This is a genomic window from Pseudomonas antarctica, assembly GCF_001647715.1.
Classification (GTDB): Bacteria; Pseudomonadota; Gammaproteobacteria; order Pseudomonadales; family Pseudomonadaceae; genus Aquipseudomonas; species Aquipseudomonas antarctica_A.
This window is the reverse complement of the sequence record NZ_CP015600.1, coordinates 1,230,554-1,247,080: the sequence shown is the minus strand read 5'-3', so window position 1 is coordinate 1,247,080 and position 16,527 is coordinate 1,230,554. Positions and strand designations below refer to the sequence as shown.

General features: G+C 60.5%; 14 protein-coding genes. 4 read left to right on the top strand and 10 right to left on the bottom strand.

The window, feature by feature from the left end; all coding sequences use genetic code 11:
• Positions 1 to 135 precede the first annotated feature (135 nt).
• The 10 genes from tadA to lptF all read right to left on the bottom strand — a co-directional run bounded on the left by tadA (position 136) and on the right by lptF (position 10,612).
• Entirely contained in the window at positions 136 to 633 is a 498-nt protein-coding gene (tadA, locus tag A7J50_RS05405) for a tRNA adenosine(34) deaminase TadA (protein ID WP_064450865.1), read from the bottom strand.
• On the bottom strand, positions 633 to 2,009 hold the full coding sequence (locus tag A7J50_RS05400) for a multicopper oxidase family protein (protein ID WP_156526251.1): 1,377 nt from the start codon (positions 2,007 to 2,009) through the stop codon (positions 633 to 635). Before A7J50_RS05400 ends, tadA begins: the two co-directional genes overlap by 1 nt.
• 224 nt (positions 2,010 to 2,233) lie before the next feature.
• Positions 2,234 to 2,977, bottom strand: a complete 744-nt coding sequence (gene pdxJ, locus A7J50_RS05395) for a pyridoxine 5'-phosphate synthase (RefSeq protein WP_064450863.1) — start codon at positions 2,975 to 2,977, stop codon at positions 2,234 to 2,236.
• Positions 2,978 to 3,028: 51 nt separating this feature from the next.
• Positions 3,029 to 3,718 carry a DNA repair protein RecO gene (gene recO, locus A7J50_RS05390; protein WP_064450862.1) on the bottom strand — a complete coding sequence of 230 codons (690 nt, stop codon included), beginning with the start codon at positions 3,716 to 3,718 and terminating at the stop codon, positions 3,029 to 3,031.
• A 155-nt stretch (positions 3,719 to 3,873) separates the two neighbouring features.
• Positions 3,874 to 4,776, bottom strand: a complete 903-nt coding sequence (era, locus tag A7J50_RS05385; RefSeq protein ID WP_034102340.1) for a GTPase Era — start codon at positions 4,774 to 4,776, stop codon at positions 3,874 to 3,876.
• Positions 4,769 to 5,458, bottom strand: a complete 690-nt coding sequence (gene rnc / locus A7J50_RS05380; protein WP_017136295.1) for a ribonuclease III — start codon at positions 5,456 to 5,458, stop codon at positions 4,769 to 4,771. Before rnc ends, era begins: the two co-directional genes overlap by 8 nt.
• 152 nt (positions 5,459 to 5,610) lie before the next feature.
• Positions 5,611 to 6,465, bottom strand: a complete 855-nt coding sequence (gene lepB / locus A7J50_RS05375) for a signal peptidase I (protein WP_064450861.1) — start codon at positions 6,463 to 6,465, stop codon at positions 5,611 to 5,613.
• A gap of 5 nt (positions 6,466 to 6,470) precedes the next feature.
• A complete protein-coding gene (gene lepA / locus A7J50_RS05370) occupies positions 6,471 to 8,270 on the bottom strand; it encodes a translation elongation factor 4 (RefSeq protein WP_032859966.1) in 1,800 nt (599 codons plus the stop codon).
• Between the two features lie 151 nt (positions 8,271 to 8,421).
• Complete coding sequence (lptG, locus tag A7J50_RS05365) at positions 8,422 to 9,501, bottom strand: LPS export ABC transporter permease LptG (protein ID WP_064450860.1); 1,080 nt, start codon at positions 9,499 to 9,501, stop codon at positions 8,422 to 8,424.
• The gene (gene lptF / locus A7J50_RS05360; RefSeq protein WP_064450859.1) at positions 9,494 to 10,612 is read right to left on the bottom strand and encodes an LPS export ABC transporter permease LptF; all 1,119 of its coding nucleotides are present in this window, start codon (positions 10,610 to 10,612) and stop codon (positions 9,494 to 9,496) included. Before lptF ends, lptG begins: the two co-directional genes overlap by 8 nt.
• 284 nt (positions 10,613 to 10,896) lie before the next feature.
• On the opposite strand from lptF, the gene A7J50_RS05355 reads away from it, so the two are divergent.
• From A7J50_RS05355 to A7J50_RS05340, 4 genes are all read left to right on the top strand, one after another.
• Positions 10,897 to 12,387, top strand: coding sequence for a leucyl aminopeptidase (locus A7J50_RS05355; protein WP_064450858.1), 1,491 nt, complete (start codon positions 10,897 to 10,899; stop codon positions 12,385 to 12,387).
• 51 nt (positions 12,388 to 12,438) lie between these two features.
• Positions 12,439 to 12,867, top strand: a complete 429-nt coding sequence (locus A7J50_RS05350; protein ID WP_064450857.1) for a DNA polymerase III subunit chi — start codon at positions 12,439 to 12,441, stop codon at positions 12,865 to 12,867.
• Positions 12,868 to 12,874: 7 nt separating this feature from the next.
• Positions 12,875 to 13,270: a hypothetical protein gene (locus A7J50_RS05345; protein WP_064450856.1), complete on the top strand. Its 396-nt coding sequence runs from the start codon at positions 12,875 to 12,877 to the stop codon at positions 13,268 to 13,270.
• A gap of 212 nt (positions 13,271 to 13,482) precedes the next feature.
• Positions 13,483 to 16,329, top strand: a complete 2,847-nt coding sequence (locus tag A7J50_RS05340) for a valine--tRNA ligase (RefSeq protein WP_064450855.1) — start codon at positions 13,483 to 13,485, stop codon at positions 16,327 to 16,329.
• Positions 16,330 to 16,527 lie beyond the last annotated feature (198 nt).

Sequence of the window (16,527 nt, the reverse complement as noted above, 5' to 3'; positions counted from 1 at the left end):
CAATCTCCCTGAAAAAATGGAGATTCAAATGTGGGAGCTGGCTTGCCGGCGATAGCGGTGTATCAGTCACTGATGAATTGACTGAAAGATAGCTATCGCAGGCAAGCCAGCTCCCACATTGGTGTTCAGTGTTCTTTAGAGCGTGGGTTTGGCTCGACGAGCCTTGAAGAACTCACTCAACACCGTCCCGCACTCCTCAGCCAACACCCCGCCTTCAAACAACACCCGATGGTTGAGAAACCCCTGGGTAAAAAACTGGCCCTGGCTTTGCACGATGCCGGCCTTGGGCTCCAGCGCGCCGTACACCACTCGCGCGATGCGTGAATGTACGATCAGGCCCGCGCACATGCTGCACGGCTCCAGGGTCACATACAGCGTACTGCCCACCAGCCGATAGTTGCTGATCGCTTGCGCAGCGGCGCGAATGGCGACCATCTCGGCGTGGGCGCTGGGGTCGTTGCCGCTGATCGGGCAGTTGAAGCCTCGGCCGATGATTTCACCGTCCTGCACCAGCACGGCACCCACCGGCACTTCGCCAAGTGCCGCGCCTTGGGCCGCAAGGGCCAGGGCTTCGCGCATAAAGTCCTGGTCGCGGCTGCGGTCGATAATCGCGGCGGGGCGAATCTGGCGCATCACGCCACCTCGATGGCGGCCATCAGGCCGGTTTCCATGTGGTCGATTACGTGGCAATGGAACATCCACACCCCCGGATTATCGGCCACCAACGCCACGCGGGCACGTTCATTCTTGCCCAGCAGGTAGGTGTCGGTGAAGTACGGAATCACCTTGTGGCGGTTCGACGCGATCACTTTGAAGCTCATGCCATGCAGGTGGATCGGGTGTTGGTATTGGGTCATGTTCTTCAATTCGAAAATGTAGCTCTTGCCCTTCTCCAGTTTGGCGATCGGGCGGTCGGCGCAGGTCTTGTCGGTGATGTCCCAGGCCTTGCCGTTGATCTGCCACAGGCTTGGCGGCTTGCCGTCATCCACCGACACCGTGCCGACCCACTCGAAATTGAAGTTGAGTTTCTCGGCGTTGGCCAGGTCCGGCTCGGCAATCGGGTTGGCGGGCAACGCCGGTGGCCATTCGGTGGGCGCGTCGGTATTGGCCACCGAGCGAAAGGTGCCCAGACGCACGGGGCCGTTGCGGATCGACAACTCCTCACCCGCAGGCGGTGCCTTGATCGCCAGGCAGATGCGCATGCCCGGGCCCAGCCAATATTCCTTGCCCAATGGGCGTGGTTCGATAGGGTTGCCGTCCAGCGCGTAGATTTGTGCTTCGACATCAGGAATGTTGAGGCGGTAGGTCAGGGTGTTGTCGAGGTTGAGCAACCGCACGCGGGTGATCTGCCCCGCCGGCAAATCAATCACCGCCTGGGACACGCCATTGATCGTCGACAGCCGCCCGGCCGTGCCGCCACGTGCTGCCTCGCGAGGCACGCTGAAGGCGACGAAAGCGCCCTCTTCGTCCACGTGCCAGCTTTTCAGGCTCAGGGTGCGTTCGTGCTTGAAACCGGTCGGCTCGCGCTCTTCGATGATCAGCGGGCCAACCAGGCCACGGCCGAGCTCTTCGCTGCTGTTCACGTGGGGGTGATACCAGTAGCTGCCGGCGTCCGGCACGCGGAATTTGTAGTCGAAGTATTCGCCAGGCAACACCGGCAACTGCGAGACGTAAGGCACGCCGTCCATTTCCAGCGGCAGGCGGATGCCATGCCAGTGGATGGTGGTGGCAACCGGCAGGTGGTTGATAAAGCGCACCCGCAGCCATTCGCCCTGGCGCACGCGCAACTCGGTGCCTGGCGCGGAGGGGCCGAATGCCCAGGCCTGGGTTGTGTGCCCTGGCACCAGTTCCACGTCCAGCGGCGCCGCGATCAGCTCGTAATCGTGCCCCGCTTCAGCCTCGGCAACCTTCCCCAGCCAGTAGCGATAGGCGCCACCGGCACCGACGCCCACTACGGCCAGGCCTGCAAGGCCACCCAGGATTTGTCGACGGGAAAAGGATCGGGACACAACAACCTCACGTATCTGCCGCAGGCCAGAGGCCCGCAAAGGGCAGATACGATACACCTGACCCGGCTAAACAGTAAGGCTTCGCATTGCCGCACTGCAGAAACCACCCATGATCAACTGTGGGAGCTGGCTTGCCTGCGATAGCGGTGTGCCAGTTAATACTGCACTGACTGACATAACGCCATCGCGGGCAAGCCAGCTCCAACCGGGGTCATGTGATGTTTTTAATGCTTGGCGGCGGCAAGGATCAGGGCTTTCATCTCGGCGACCGCGCCTTTGAAACCGACGAACAGTGCATGGGCCACCAAGGCGTGGCCGATGTTCAGTTCGTTGATGCCCTTGATCGCGGCCACCGCTTCCACGTTGTGGTAGTGCAGGCCATGGCCCGCATTGACGATCAGACCCTCATTCAGGCCGCACTTTACGCCCTCGATGATGCGCTGCAGCTCGTCAGCGACTTCGGTCGGCGTGGTGGCATCGGCGTAACGGCCGGTGTGCAGTTCAATGGCCGGCGCGCCGACACGACGCGAGGCTTCTATCTGGCGCTCGTCGGCGTCGATGAACAGCGACACTTCGCTGCCGATCTTCGACAGGCGCTCCACCGCAGCCTTGATCCGCGCTTCCTGGCCGGCCACATCGAGGCCGCCTTCGGTGGTCAGTTCCTGGCGGGTTTCCGGTACCAGGCAGATATGCGCCGGGCGAATGCGCTCGGCGAACGCCATCATTTCTTCGGTCACGCCCATCTCGAAGTTCATGCGGGTTTGCAGCACGTCCTTGAGCAGCAGCACGTCGCGCTCCTGGATGTGGCGGCGGTCTTCGCGCAGGTGCACGGTGATGCCATCGGCGCCCGCTTCTTCGGCGTCCAGCGCAGCCTTGACCGGGTCAGGGTAACGGGTGCCCCGGGCCTGGCGCAGGGTAGCGACGTGGTCGATGTTGACGCCAAGAAGAATGCGATTGCTGGTGGTCACGGAAGCGCTCCTGAAAAGGGAAAGAAACGGTGCACAGCATACACGGGGATGTCAGGGCTTTCGAAACAACTCGCGACTGACCAGCGGCCGTCCACCCAAATGCACGGCCAGCGCCTGGCGCATCAAACGCTTGGCGGCGGACAAGGCACCTGGCGCGGTCCAGTCAGCTTCGCTCATGGCCAACAGCTCGGTGCCCTGGAACAGGCCCGGTTGCAGCAGGTAGACGCGTTCAAGGCCGGCATCGACTTGCAGGCGGTACATGCCGTCGGCGGCGATGGGGTCGCCGTGCAGGTCGTTGCTCAGTTCAAAGCCGTAGCCGAGGTCGTCAAGCAGGCGCCATTCGAAGGCGCGCAGCAGCGGTTCGAGGGGGCGGCCTTCGGCCAGGGCTATCAGGGTGGCGGCGTAGTGATCGAAGACCGCCGGATGCGGGTCTTCGGCGGGCAGCAGGCGGATCAGCAGCTCGTTGAGGTAGAGGCCACTGAACAGCGCCTCGCCATTGAGCCAGGCGGAGTTGCCGACGCTTTCCAGCCGGCCAACGTTTTTCAGCTCGCCCTTGCCACGAAACTCCACGTCCAGGGCCACGAACGGCCGAGCCAGCGTACCCGTCTTGCCCCGTGCGCTGCGTAATACCGCGCGCAGGCGACCTTGGGGCGTGATGAAGTCCACCAGGGCGCTGGTCTCGCGGTAGGCGCGGCTATGCAGGACGTAGGCGGGTTGGCTGGGGGGTGGGGATTGGGACATGGGTTCTCACTGCTGGAATGCATTTTTGAAAACTACACAAACCTAATGTGGGAGGGGGCTTGCCCCCGATGGCAGTGTGTCAGTCACTTATTTATTAACTGACCCACCGCTATCGGGGGCAAGCCCCCTCCCACATTTTTTGCCCTGCGGTGTCCTTACAGGTCGCCGTAGCCCAACGAACGCAACGCGCGCTCATCATCAGACCAACCACCTTTAACCTTCACCCACAGGTTAAGCATGATCTTGGAATCGAACAGCAATTCCATGTCCTTGCGCGCTTCGGTGCCGATGCGCTTGATGCGCTCGCCCTTGTCGCCAATGATGATTTTTTTCTGGCCGTCACGTTCGACGAGGATCAGCGCGTGGATATGCAGGGTTTTGCCCTGCTGCTTGAACTCTTCGATTTCAACGGTGATCTGGTACGGCAGCTCGGCGCCCATCTGGCGCATGATTTTCTCGCGTACCAGTTCGGCGGCGAGGAAACGGCTGCTGCGGTCGGTGATCTGGTCTTCCGGGAAGAAGTGCTCGTTCTCCGGCAGGTGCTCGGCGATCACACGTTCCAGGGCGTCGAGGTTGTGGCCGTGCTGGGCCGAGATCGGCATGATCTGGGCGTTCGGCAGTTGTTCCTGCAGCCAGCTCAGGTGCGGCATCAGCTCGGCTTTGTCCTCGATACGGTCGGTCTTGTTCAGCGCGACGATCAAGGGGCCGGTGACGTACTGCACACGTTCCAGAACCATCTGGTCTTCGTCGGTCCACTTGGTGCGGTCGACCACGAATATCACCACGTCGACGTCTTTCAACGCCGCCGAAGCGGTCTTGTTCATGTAACGGTTGAGGGCCTTTTCGCCGCCTTTGTGCATGCCCGGGGTATCGACATACACCGCTTGCACGGTGCCTTCGGTCTTGATGCCCAGCATGTTGTGGCGGGTGGTCTGCGGCTTGCGCGAGGTGATCGCCAGCTTTTGGCCCAGGATGTGGTTCAGCAGCGTGGACTTGCCCACGTTCGGGCGGCCGACGATGGCAACATAGCCACAGCGTGTTGCGGTTGAATCAGTCATGGCCATTCTCCACGCCCAGGGCAATCAGTGCTGCAGCGGCCGCTACCTGTTCGGCAATACGACGGCTCACACCCTGACCTCGGCTTTTTTCATTCAATAAGGTGATCTCACATTCCACGAAAAATACGCGGCAATGCGGCTCACCCTGGATATCCACCACTTCGTAGCGTGGCAGTTCGCAACCGCGCGACTGCAGGTATTCCTGCAGGCGGGTCTTGGGATCTTTATTGGTGTCGACCAGCGTCAGGCTTTCGATCTCCGAAGCCAGCCAGGCAACCACGCGCTCCTTGGCCGTCTCCATACCCGCATCGAGGTAGATCGCACCGATCAACGCTTCAAGGGCATCGGCCAGGATCGACTCGCGACGGAAGCCACCGCTTTTCAGCTCACCCGAGCCCAGGCGCAGGTACTCGCCCAGGCCGAAACCACGGGCCAGCACGGCCAGGGTCTCGCCTTTGACCAGGCGCGCGCGCAGGCGTGACAGCTGACCTTCGCGCGCTTGAGGGAAACGCTCGAACAGCGCCTCACCGGCGGCAAAGTTAAGGATGGCATCACCGAGAAACTCCAGGCGTTCGTTATTACGCCCGGCAAAACTGCGGTGTGTGAGGGCAAGGACCATCAATTCCTGGTCCTTGAAGGTGTAGCCGAGCTGACGCTCGAGACGGCTTAGAGAAACGCTCACGGTTTACCCATATCTGTTTGGTGGCACCGGCGGCCATCGACGATTGACGCAGTGTTCAAATTTAAATCCCGATTGGTGTCGCATGGGGCCGGGCCATGAATTGTCCCAACCCCAGAAAAGCATTCGGCGCTGTGTTCACAGCGCCGCCTGTATTACTTGATCAGCCCGACCCGCGAGAAGTTCGGCAGGTGGCTGAGTTTGGGTTCCGGCCAGCTCATCCATACGGCAAAGGCCTTGCCGACAATGTTCTCGTCGGGAACCATGCCCAGCAGGTCCTTGGGAATGTTGGGGTCATCCCAGTAGCGGCTGTCATTGGAGTTGTCGCGGTTGTCGCCCATCATGAAGTAGTGCCCGGCCGGCACTTTCCATTCGGTGTCAGGCGGCGAACGGTAGCGGCTCATTTCCTTGCGGATCTGGTGCTCTACAGCCCCGAGTTTTTCCTGGTACAACTCGGCACTGCCCAGGGTGTTCGGCTCGGCACCGATCAACTTCTCGGCCACCGATTCCCCGTTGACGAACAGACGCTTGTCGCTGGTGTAGCGAATCACGTCGCCCGGCAGGCCTACTACGCGCTTGATGTAATTGACGTTCGGGTCGCTAGGGTAGCGGAACACCATCACATCGCCGCGCTGCGGATCACCGACCGGGATGACTTTCTTGTCGATGACCGGCAGGCGGATCCCGTAGGAAAACTTGTTCACCAGGATGAAGTCACCGACGTCCAGGGTAGGTTTCATCGACCCCGAAGGGATCTGAAACGGCTCCACCAGAAACGACCGCAGCACCAGTACGATGAACAACACGGGAAAGAACGATTTGCCGTATTCAACCAGCAGAGGCTCTTTGTTCAGCTTCTCGATCACCACGACATCGGGCTGGCTGACGCTGCCCTGATAGGACGCGATAGCCGCCCGCCGACGCGGGGCGAAGAACACCAGATCGAGCAACGCCAGGAGACCGCAAACGGCAACGGCGATGACCAGCAACAGCGGGAAATTTAGTGACATAGGACCTAACTATCCAACCTGAGCACCGCAAGGAAGGCTTCTTGTGGAATTTCCACGTTGCCCACTTGCTTCATGCGTTTTTTACCGGCCTTTTGCTTCTCAAGCAGTTTGCGCTTACGGCTTACGTCACCACCGTAGCATTTGGCCAGTACGTTCTTTCTGAGAGCCTTGACGGAGGTTCGCGCAATGATCTGCCCGCCAATGGCGGCCTGGATCGCGACGTCGAACATCTGGCGCGGAATCAGTTCTTTCATCTTCTCGGTCAGCTGGCGACCTTTGTAGTGCGCGTTGTCCTTGTGCACGATCAGCGCAAGAGCATCAACCTTATCGCCGTTGATCAGCACATCCAGTTTCACCAGATTAGCCGATTGGTAACGATCGAAATGGTAATCCAGCGAAGCATAGCCGCGACTGGTGGATTTGAGACGGTCGAAGAAGTCCAGGACCACTTCGTTCATCGGCAAATCGTAGGTCACTTGCACTTGGGTACCGAGGAACAACATGTCGTGTTGTACGCCACGTTTTTCGATACACAGGGTAATGACGTTGCCCAGGTGTTCCTGCGGGACCAGGATATTGGCCCGCACGATCGGCTCGCGCATGTCTTCAATGGAGGACAGATCTGGAAGCTTGGACGGGTTATCGACGTAAATCGTTTCACCGGTTTTCAGCAACAGTTCAAAAATAACCGTTGGCGCGGTGGTGATCAGGTCCAGGTCGTATTCGCGCTCGAGGCGCTCCTGGATGATCTCCATGTGCAGCATGCCGAGGAACCCGCAACGGAAGCCGAAGCCCAGGGCGTCGGAGCTTTCCGGGGTGTACTGCAACGACGAGTCGTTGAGCGTCAGCTTTTGCAGGGCTTCACGGAAGTCTTCGAAGTCGTCGGAGCTCACCGGGAACAGGCCGGCGTAAACCTGCGGCTGGATGCGCTTGAAGCCCGGCAGCACGTCTACATCAGGGGTAGAGCTCAAGGTCAGGGTGTCACCGACCGGTGCACCGTGAATGTCCTTGATACCGGCGATGATGAAGCCTACTTCACCGGCCTTCAGGTCAGTGGTAGCGGTGTGCTTGGGGTTGAATACGCCGACGCTGTCCACCAGGTGGATCTTGCCGGTGGATTTAACCAGGATCTTGTCGCCCTTCTTCACCCGGCCGTGGCGCACACGTACCAGGGAAACAACCCCCAGGTAGTTGTCGAACCAGGAGTCGATGATCAACGCTTGCAGCGGATCTTCGTAGTTGCCGGTTGGCGCAGGAATGGTCTTGACCAGGCGCTCGAGCACTTCGTCGACGCCCAGGCCGGTCTTGGCGCTGCACTCGACAGCGTCGGTGGCGTCAATGCCGATGATTTTTTCGATTTCTTCTTTAACGCGGTCCGGATCGGCCTGGGGCAGGTCGATCTTGTTCAGCACCGGCATGACCTCAAGGCCCTGCTCGATCGCGGTGTAGCAGTTGGCAACGGACTGGGCTTCAACGCCCTGGCCGGCGTCGACCACCAGCAAGGCGCCTTCACACGCTGCCAGCGAACGGCTGACTTCGTAGGTGAAGTCAACGTGGCCGGGGGTATCAATGAAGTTCAACTGGTACTTGATACCGTCTTTGGCGGTGTAGTACAGGGTAACGCTATGGGCCTTGATGGTGATCCCGCGTTCACGCTCAAGGTCCATGGAATCCAGGACCTGGGCTTCCATTTCACGCTCGGCAAGGCCGCCGCACATCTGGATGAATCGATCGGCCAGCGTCGACTTGCCATGGTCAATGTGGGCGATGATGGAGAAATTGCGGATATGACTCAAATCACTCACGGATCAACACTCAAAAAGGCTGCAGGCAGATTGCCCGCTGAAAAATAGCCGGGAATTGTACCTGATGCTCAGGCCGGGCGTCATCTTTGCTGACCAGAACAAAAATGCCCCGATCCTGGGAGCGGGGCATTTTTTGTTCATAAGCGCAGTATCAACCGGCCCGACGCAACAGCCAGAACCCGGCCAGGGCGCAGATCGCGGTCGGCACCAGCACCGCAAACAGCGGCGAGAAACCGAACACCAGGCTCGACGGGCCCAGCAGGTCCTGGGCGATACGGAAGGTGAAGCCCACCAGCACGCCGGTAAACACCCGCTGGCCAAGGGTCACGGAACGCAGCGGGCCGAAGATGAACGAAATAGCCATCAATACCAGCGCGGCGGTGACCAACGGCTGCAACACCTTGACCCAAAATGCCAGCCAGTAGCGGCCGTTGTTCAGCCCCTGATCCTTGAGGTAGTGGATATAGCCCCACAAACCGGAGATCGGCAGAGCTTCCGGGACCATCACCACGGTATTGAGCAGCTCCGGCTTCAGCGCGATGTCCCACTGCTCGGACGGCACATTGACGACTTCGGTGCTGGCCTTGGTGCCCTGCCCTACATTATGGAAATAAGTCGTGGTGACTTCGTACAGCTCCCACTTCCCTTCATCGTATTGCGCACGCTTGGAGAAACTGGAAGTCAGCATGTGCCGCTCTTTATCGAACGTATAACGCGTCACACCCACCAACAGACCGCCCGGTTGCACGGCGTTGATGTGGATAAACTCGTCACCCTGGCGGTGCCACAGGCCGTGCTTGGCACTCTGCGCATCTCCCGAACCCTGGGCCAGGGCGCGATTGGCCTGGGCCGTGGCTTCGGTCGGTGGCGCCACGTATTCGCCGATCAGCACACTGCACGCCATCAGCAACAGCATCGGCTTCATCACCGCCCAGACGATACGGCCGATGGAAACACCGGCGGCGCGCATGATGGTCAATTCGCTGCTGCTGGCCAGGCTGCCCAGGCCGATCAGGCAGCCGATCAACGCGGCCATCGGCATCATGTCGTAGAGACGGCGCGGCGCGGTCAGCGCCACGTAGCTCAGCACGTCCGTGACTGTGTAGGTGTCGGTGACATTGCCCACTTCATCGATGAAGGCGAACAAGGAGGCCAGGCCAAGGATGATGCCCAATACCGCCAGAATGGCGATCAGTACGCTGCTACCAATGTAGCGATCGAGCTTAGCCACGAGCCAACTCCTTCAGGCCACGACGGCTCTTCATGTTCAAACGGATAGGTTCCCAGTAGAGCAGCCCCAGGCCGATCACCAGGAAAATCCCGTGCACCCACCACAGGCCGAGGGCCGGCGACAGATTGCCCTTCTCCAGGGAGCCACGGGCGGAAATCAGGAGGGTCAGGTAGGCCATGTACAGCAGGATCGCTGGCAACAGCTTGAGGAAACGGCCCTGACGCGGGTTGACGCGCGACAGCGGCACCGCCATCAAGGTCACGATAAATACCAACAGCGGCAGGGAAATTCGCCATTGCAGTTCCGCGACGGAACGCAGTTCCGTATTGCCGAAAAGCGACGACGTCGGAAGTGCGTCGCGGTCGGTGACCTCTTCGCTGATCTCCGGTTTGGCCAGCATTACGCCATACGTGTCGTACTTGATCGCCCGATAATCCGCCAGCCCTGGGCTGCCGTCGTAACGAAAGCCATTTTCCAGGATCAGGTAACGGCTGCCGTCAGGGCGTACTTCCTGGCGCCCGCTGTTGGCCACCAGAATCGAGATCCCACGGTCTTTCTGATTCTGCCCCAGGTTTTTCTGGGAAATAAACACCCCGCCCAGGTTGGAGCGGTCATCCGTCATGGTTTCGGTATAGGTCACCCGCGTGCCGTCGTTGAGCGCCTGAAAGCGCCCGGGCTCGAGGGTGTCGAACTCGGTCATTGCATCCTGCTTGTTCAGCAGCAGCTGGAACTGCATGGCGCCCTGGGGCGCCAGGCTCATGCTCAACCACGCCACCACCAGCGCAACGCCGGTAGCGGGCACCATGGTCATGGCCAGCAGACGCTGCTGGCTCATGCCGGTGGCCGAGAGCACGGTCATTTCACTTTCCAGGTACAACCGGCCATAGGCCAGCAGAATGCCCAGGAACAGGCCGAGCGGCAGGATCAGTTGCAAAAACCCCGGCAGGCGAAAGCCCATGATCAGGAACAACGAGCCTGGGTCCAGAGCGCCCGAGGCGGCCTGGGCGAGGAATTTGACGAAACGACCACTCATGGTGATGACCAGCAATACCGCACTCACGGCACTCAGGGTCAACAGGACTTCGCGGGACAGATAACGGAAGACGATCAAACCAGACACTCCAGGGTTGTCAGGCTAAGGCGGCCAAACAAGCAAGCATACCGAGTCGACCCGTTTGCACGGGCCGGCTAAAAAGATGGCGCATTATCCTGTGATTGACCGCGCCTGTCACGGTGCTTGCTCATACGCGTGCACAAAGCGTGCGGCAAGGGTTGTCAGGCTCCGCCGGCGAGGTTCAAACTGCGGCCTTTGTCGCGGGCGGTTTACACAGCTGCCTCGCTTTAAGCCTGGGTACACAGACTCCAGGCTCACCGACCTTTATAAGGGACCCGAAAATGGAATTGGTTGTAAAAAGCGTTAGCCCCGAAACGTTGAAAACCGCCACCCTCGTGGTCGCCGTCGGCGAAGGGCGCAAGCTCGGCGTCGCCGCCAAGCAACTGGACGAACTGAGCGGCGGCGCTATCAGCGCGGTCCTCAAGCGCGGCGACCTGGCCGGCAAAGTCGGCCAGAGCCTGTTGCTGCAAAGCCTGCCTAACCTTAAAGCCGACCGCGTATTGCTGGTGGGCGTGGGCAAGGACGCCGAACTGGGCGACCGCCCGTTCCGCAAGATCATCAGCACCCTCCTCACCGCCCTTAAAGGCCTGGGCGGCGCCGATGCTGCGCTGGCACTCGATGAAATCGTGGTAAAAGGCCGCGACAGCTACGGCAAGACCCGCCTGCTGGCCGAAAGCCTGGTGGACGGCAGCTACGTCTTCGACCAGTTCAAGAGCCAGAAAGCCGAACCCCGCGCCCTGAAGAAAATCACCCTGCTGACCATCAAGGCTGCCCAAGCTGAGGTCGAGCGCGCTGTGACCCACGCCCAGGCCATCGCCGCCGGCATGTCGTTCACCCGCGACCTGGGCAACCTGCCGCCGAACATCTGCCACCCAACGTACCTGGGCGAACAAGCCAAGGCGCTGGGCAAAGAGTTCAAGGCCTTGAAGGTTGAAGTGCTGGACGAGAAGAAGATCAAGGAACTGGGCATGGGCTCGTTCTACGCCGTGGGCCAGGGCAGCGACCAGCCACCACGCTTGATCGTGATGCAATACAACGGTGGCAAGAAATCCGAGAAGCCGTACGCCCTGGTCGGCAAAGGCATCACCTTCGACACCGGCGGCATCAGCCTCAAGCCGGGCGCCGGCATGGATGAAATGAAGTACGACATGGGCGGCGCCGCCAGCGTGTTCGGCACCCTGCGTGCCGTGCTGGAGCTCAAGCTGCCGATCAACCTGGTGTGCATCCTGGCGTGTGCCGAGAACATGCCGAGCGGCGGCGCGGCCCGTCCGGGCGATATCGTCACCACCATGAGCGGCCAGACCGTCGAGATCCTCAACACCGACGCCGAAGGCCGCCTGGTGCTGTGCGATGCGCTGACCTACGCCGAACGCTTCAAGCCACAGGCCGTGATCGACATCGCCACCCTGACCGGTGCCTGCGTGGTCGCCCTGGGCGCTCACACGTCCGGCCTGCTGGGTAACAACGACGAGTTGATCGAGCAACTGCTCAGCGCCGGCAAGTCTGCCGACGACCGCGCCTGGCAACTGCCGCTGTTCGATGAGTATCAAGAGCAGCTGGACAGCCCGTTCGCCGACATCGCCAACATCGGCGGCCCGAAAGCCGGCACCATCACAGCGGCCTGCTTCCTGTCGCGCTTTGCCAAGAACTTCAACTGGGCGCACCTGGACATCGCCGGCACGGCCTGGACCAGCGGCGGCAAGGACAAGGGCGCCACTGGCCGTCCGGTTCCACTGCTGACCCAGTACCTGCTGGATCGCGCCAAAGCCTGAAACTGAAGATTCCGGGGCGGCCATCCCGCCGCCCCGGTCTCAGGAACCGCAATGACCCAAGTCGACTTCTATATATTGCCCAGCGCCGATCCTTCTGCGCGCCTGGACTTTGCCTGCAAACTCACCGAAAAAGCCTGGCGCATGGGCCACCGCATCTACCTGCATTGCAGCGATGCAGCCCAACGAGACGACCTCGATGCCCGCCTGTGGCGCTTCAAGGGTGAAAGCTTCGTGCCCCACGGCCCCGCCGAGTCCGAACCCGAAGGCCTGATTGTGTTGGGCCTGGGCGACAACTGCGGCAGTCACCATGACCTGCTGGTCAACCTGGACCTGAAAGTACCGACCTTTGCCAAGGCTTTTGCCCGCGTGGCGGAAGTGGTGGTGGAAGACCCGGCTATTCGTCAGGCCGCGCGGGAGAGTTTCCGTTTCTATCGCGAACAGGGCTATCCTCTGCAGGATCACCGGCTACAACGACTTTGAGCACATGATGGACACTCCCAACCCGATTAAAAAAGACGACCACTTGCTGGACGACCTGGAGTCGATCCGTCAATTGCTGGGTGATGATGCCTTGCAACCGCCGCTGCTGACCGACACGGTCGATGGCGAGGTACAGATTCCGCTGCTGTTCGACCTGGTCGGTGGCAAGCCCGCCGCACCGGCGCCAGCTGCTGCAGCCCCGGTTGTAGAACCCGTGCCTGCCGCGGCTGCTGCCGAAAAGGCGCCTGACGCCTTGCTGCTGCACCTGGACAACGAACTGCGCGCCGCCGCACAACTGATCATGCAAGACGTGATCGACGACTTTGCCCCGCATATCGAAACCGAGATCAAGCGCCGGCTGGATGCGCGCATGGAGCGGTTGCTCAGCCAATACCAGTCCTGAGCCACACCTGGATCTACTGTGGGAGGGGGCTTGCCCCCGATAGCGCCGGGTCAGCCAGCTTATCAGTCACTGACCCACTGCTATCGGGGGCAAGCCCCCTCCCACATTTGTACTGCGTACATCTCTAGCCTGTCTTCGCCTCGCCCTGCGCCCTATCCCCCGTTATACTTGTCGGCTTTCCTGAATTAATGCCAACTAGGGTCCCGCCGCGCATGGATAAGACCTACCAGCCGCACGCTATTGAAACTTCCTGGTACAAGACCTGGGAGTCCGAGAATTATTTCGCTCCGCAAGGCGCGGGCGATTCCTACACCATCATGATTCCGCCACCGAACGTCACTGGCAGCCTGCACATGGGCCATGGCTTCAACAATGCGATCATGGATGCGTTGATCCGTTTCCGCCGCATGCAGGGTCGCAACACCCTGTGGCAACCGGGTACCGACCACGCCGGTATCGCCACCCAGATGCTGGTGGAACGTCAACTCGAAGCCACCGGCCAGAACCGTCACGACCTGGGTCGCGAGAAATTCCTGGAAAAGATCTGGGAATGGAAAGACCAGTCCGGCGGCAATATCAGCCGTCAGATCCGTCGCCTGGGTTCGTCCGTCGACTGGAGCCGCGAGCGCTTCACCATGGACGACGGCCTGTCGGAATCCGTGAAAGAAGCCTTCGTACGCCTGCACGAAGACGGTCTGATCTACCGCGGCAAGCGCCTGGTCAACTGGGACACCAAGTTGCACACGGCGATTTCCGACCTTGAAGTGGAAAACCACGACGAGAAAGGCTTCCTGTGGAACCTCAAGTACCCGCTGGCCGATGGCGCCAAGACCGCTGAAGGCAACGACTACCTGATCGTCGCCACTACCCGTCCGGAAACCATGCTCGGCGACGCCGCCGTCGCGGTTAACCCGAACGACGAACGCTACCAGGCGCTGATCGGCAAGTTCGTCGAGCTGCCGTTGGTTGGTCGCCGCATCCCGATTATCGCGGACGACTACTGCGACCCTGAATTCGGCACCGGCTGCGTGAAAATCACCCCGGCCCACGATTTCAACGACTACGAAGTCGGCAAGCGCCATAACCTGCCGCTGCTGAACATCTTCGACAAAAACGCCGCCGTCCTGCCGGCCTGCCAGGTGTTCAACCTGGACGGCACGCTGAACGAAAGCATCGATGGCAAGATCCCGGCTGAGTACGCCGGTCTCGACCGCTTTGAAGCTCGCAAGCAGATCGTTGCTGCCTTTGACGCTGCCGGCCTGCTGGTGAGCGTTGACGACCACGGCCTGAAAGTGCCGAAGGGCGACCGTTCCGGCACCATCATCGAACCGTGGCTGACCGACCAATGGTACGTGTCCACCAAGCCGTTGGCAGAGCCTGCGATTGCTGCCGTCGAAGATGGCCGCATTCAGTTCGTGCCTAAACAGTACGAGAACATGTATTTCTCGTGGATGCGTGACATCCAGGATTGGTGCATCAGCCGTCAACTGTGGTGGGGCCACCGCATTCCGGCCTGGTACGACGAGTCGGGCAAGGTCTATGTCGGCCGTGACGAAGCTGAAGTGCGTGCCAAGCACAACCTCGGCCCGGACGTGGCGCTGCAACAGGACAACGACGTACTGGATACCTGGTTCAGCTCGGGCCTGTGGACCTTCTCCACCCTCGGCTGGCCGCAACAGACCGAATTCCTGAAGAAATTCCACTCCACCGACGTGCTGGTTACCGGCTTCGACATCATTTTCTTCTGGGTTGCCCGGATGATCATGCTCACCATGCACCTGGTGAAGAACGAGGACGGCACCCCGCAGGTACCGTTCAAAACCGTGTACGTGCATGGCCTGGTGCGTGATGGCCAGGGCCAGAAGATGTCCAAGTCCAAGGGCAACGTCCTGGACCCGCTGGACATCATCGACGGCATCGACCTGGAAACCCTGGTGCAAAAACGCACCTCGGGCCTGATGCAGCCGAAACTGGCGAAGAAGATCGAGAAGCAGACCCGTGATGAGTTCGCCGATGGCATCGCCAGCTATGGCACCGACGCCCTGCGCTTCACCTTCTGCTCGCTGGCGTCCACCGGTCGCGACATCAAGTTCGACATGGGCCGCGTCGAAGGCTATCGCAACTTCTGCAACAAGATCTGGAATGCCGCGCGCTACGTGCTGGATAAAGGCGAAGACTGCGGTCAGAACGGCGAAGCCTATGAGCTGAGCCTGGCTGATCGCTGGATCATTTCGCAGCTGCAGCGCACCGAAGCCGAAGTGACCCGCCAGCTCGACCAGTTCCGTTTTGACCTGGCCGCACAGGCCTTGTACGAGTTCATCTGGAACCAGTATTGCGACTGGTACCTGGAACTGTCCAAGCCTGTGCTGTGGGACGAAAACTCGCCGGTCGAACGCCAGCGCGGTACACGTCGCACCCTGGTGCGCGTGCTGGAAGTGGCGCTGCGCCTGGCGCACCCGTTCATGCCGTTCATCACCGAAGAAATCTGGCAGCGCATCGCGCCGCTGGCCGGTGTCGAAGGCAAGACCATCATGCTGCAACCTTGGCCGGTGGCCAATGAAGCGCGCATTGATGAGGCCGCCGAAAGCGACATCGAATGGCTCAAGACCTTGATGATGGGCACGCGCAACATTCGCGCCGAGATGAACATCGGTCCGGGCAAGCCATTGGCCGTATTCGTGAAGAACGCCAGTGCCGAAGACCAGCGTCGCCTCACCGAGAACGACGCATTGCTCAAGAAGCTGGCGAAGCTGGAGTCGATCACGGTATTGGCTGACGGCGCAGAAGCGCCCCTGTCGGCGACCGCACTGGTCGGCGACATGGAAGTGCTGGTGCCGATGGCCGGCCTGATCGACAAGGGCGCCGAACTGGCCCGTCTCGACAAGGAAATTGCACGCCTGCAAGGCGAAGTGCAGCGAGTGGGCGGCAAGCTGTCCAACGCCGCGTTCGTCGACAAGGCGCCGGCTGAAGTGATCGACAAAGAGCGCGCCAAGCTGGCCGAGGCTGAACAGGCCTTGGGCAAACTGGCGGAGCAACATGCGCGGATTTCCAGCCTGTAAGGTGGACTGCGTATAAGAAAGAGGCCTTCGGGCCTCTTTTTTTACCTTGAAAATCCGATCAATGTGGGAGCTGGCTTGCCTGCGATGCAGGCGACTCGGTCTGTCAGCAAAACCGAATTGATGCCATCGCAGGCAAGCCAGCTCCCACATTTGCCCGAGATGGTCTCAGGATGTGTGACAATGCCCACCACTTTGAGC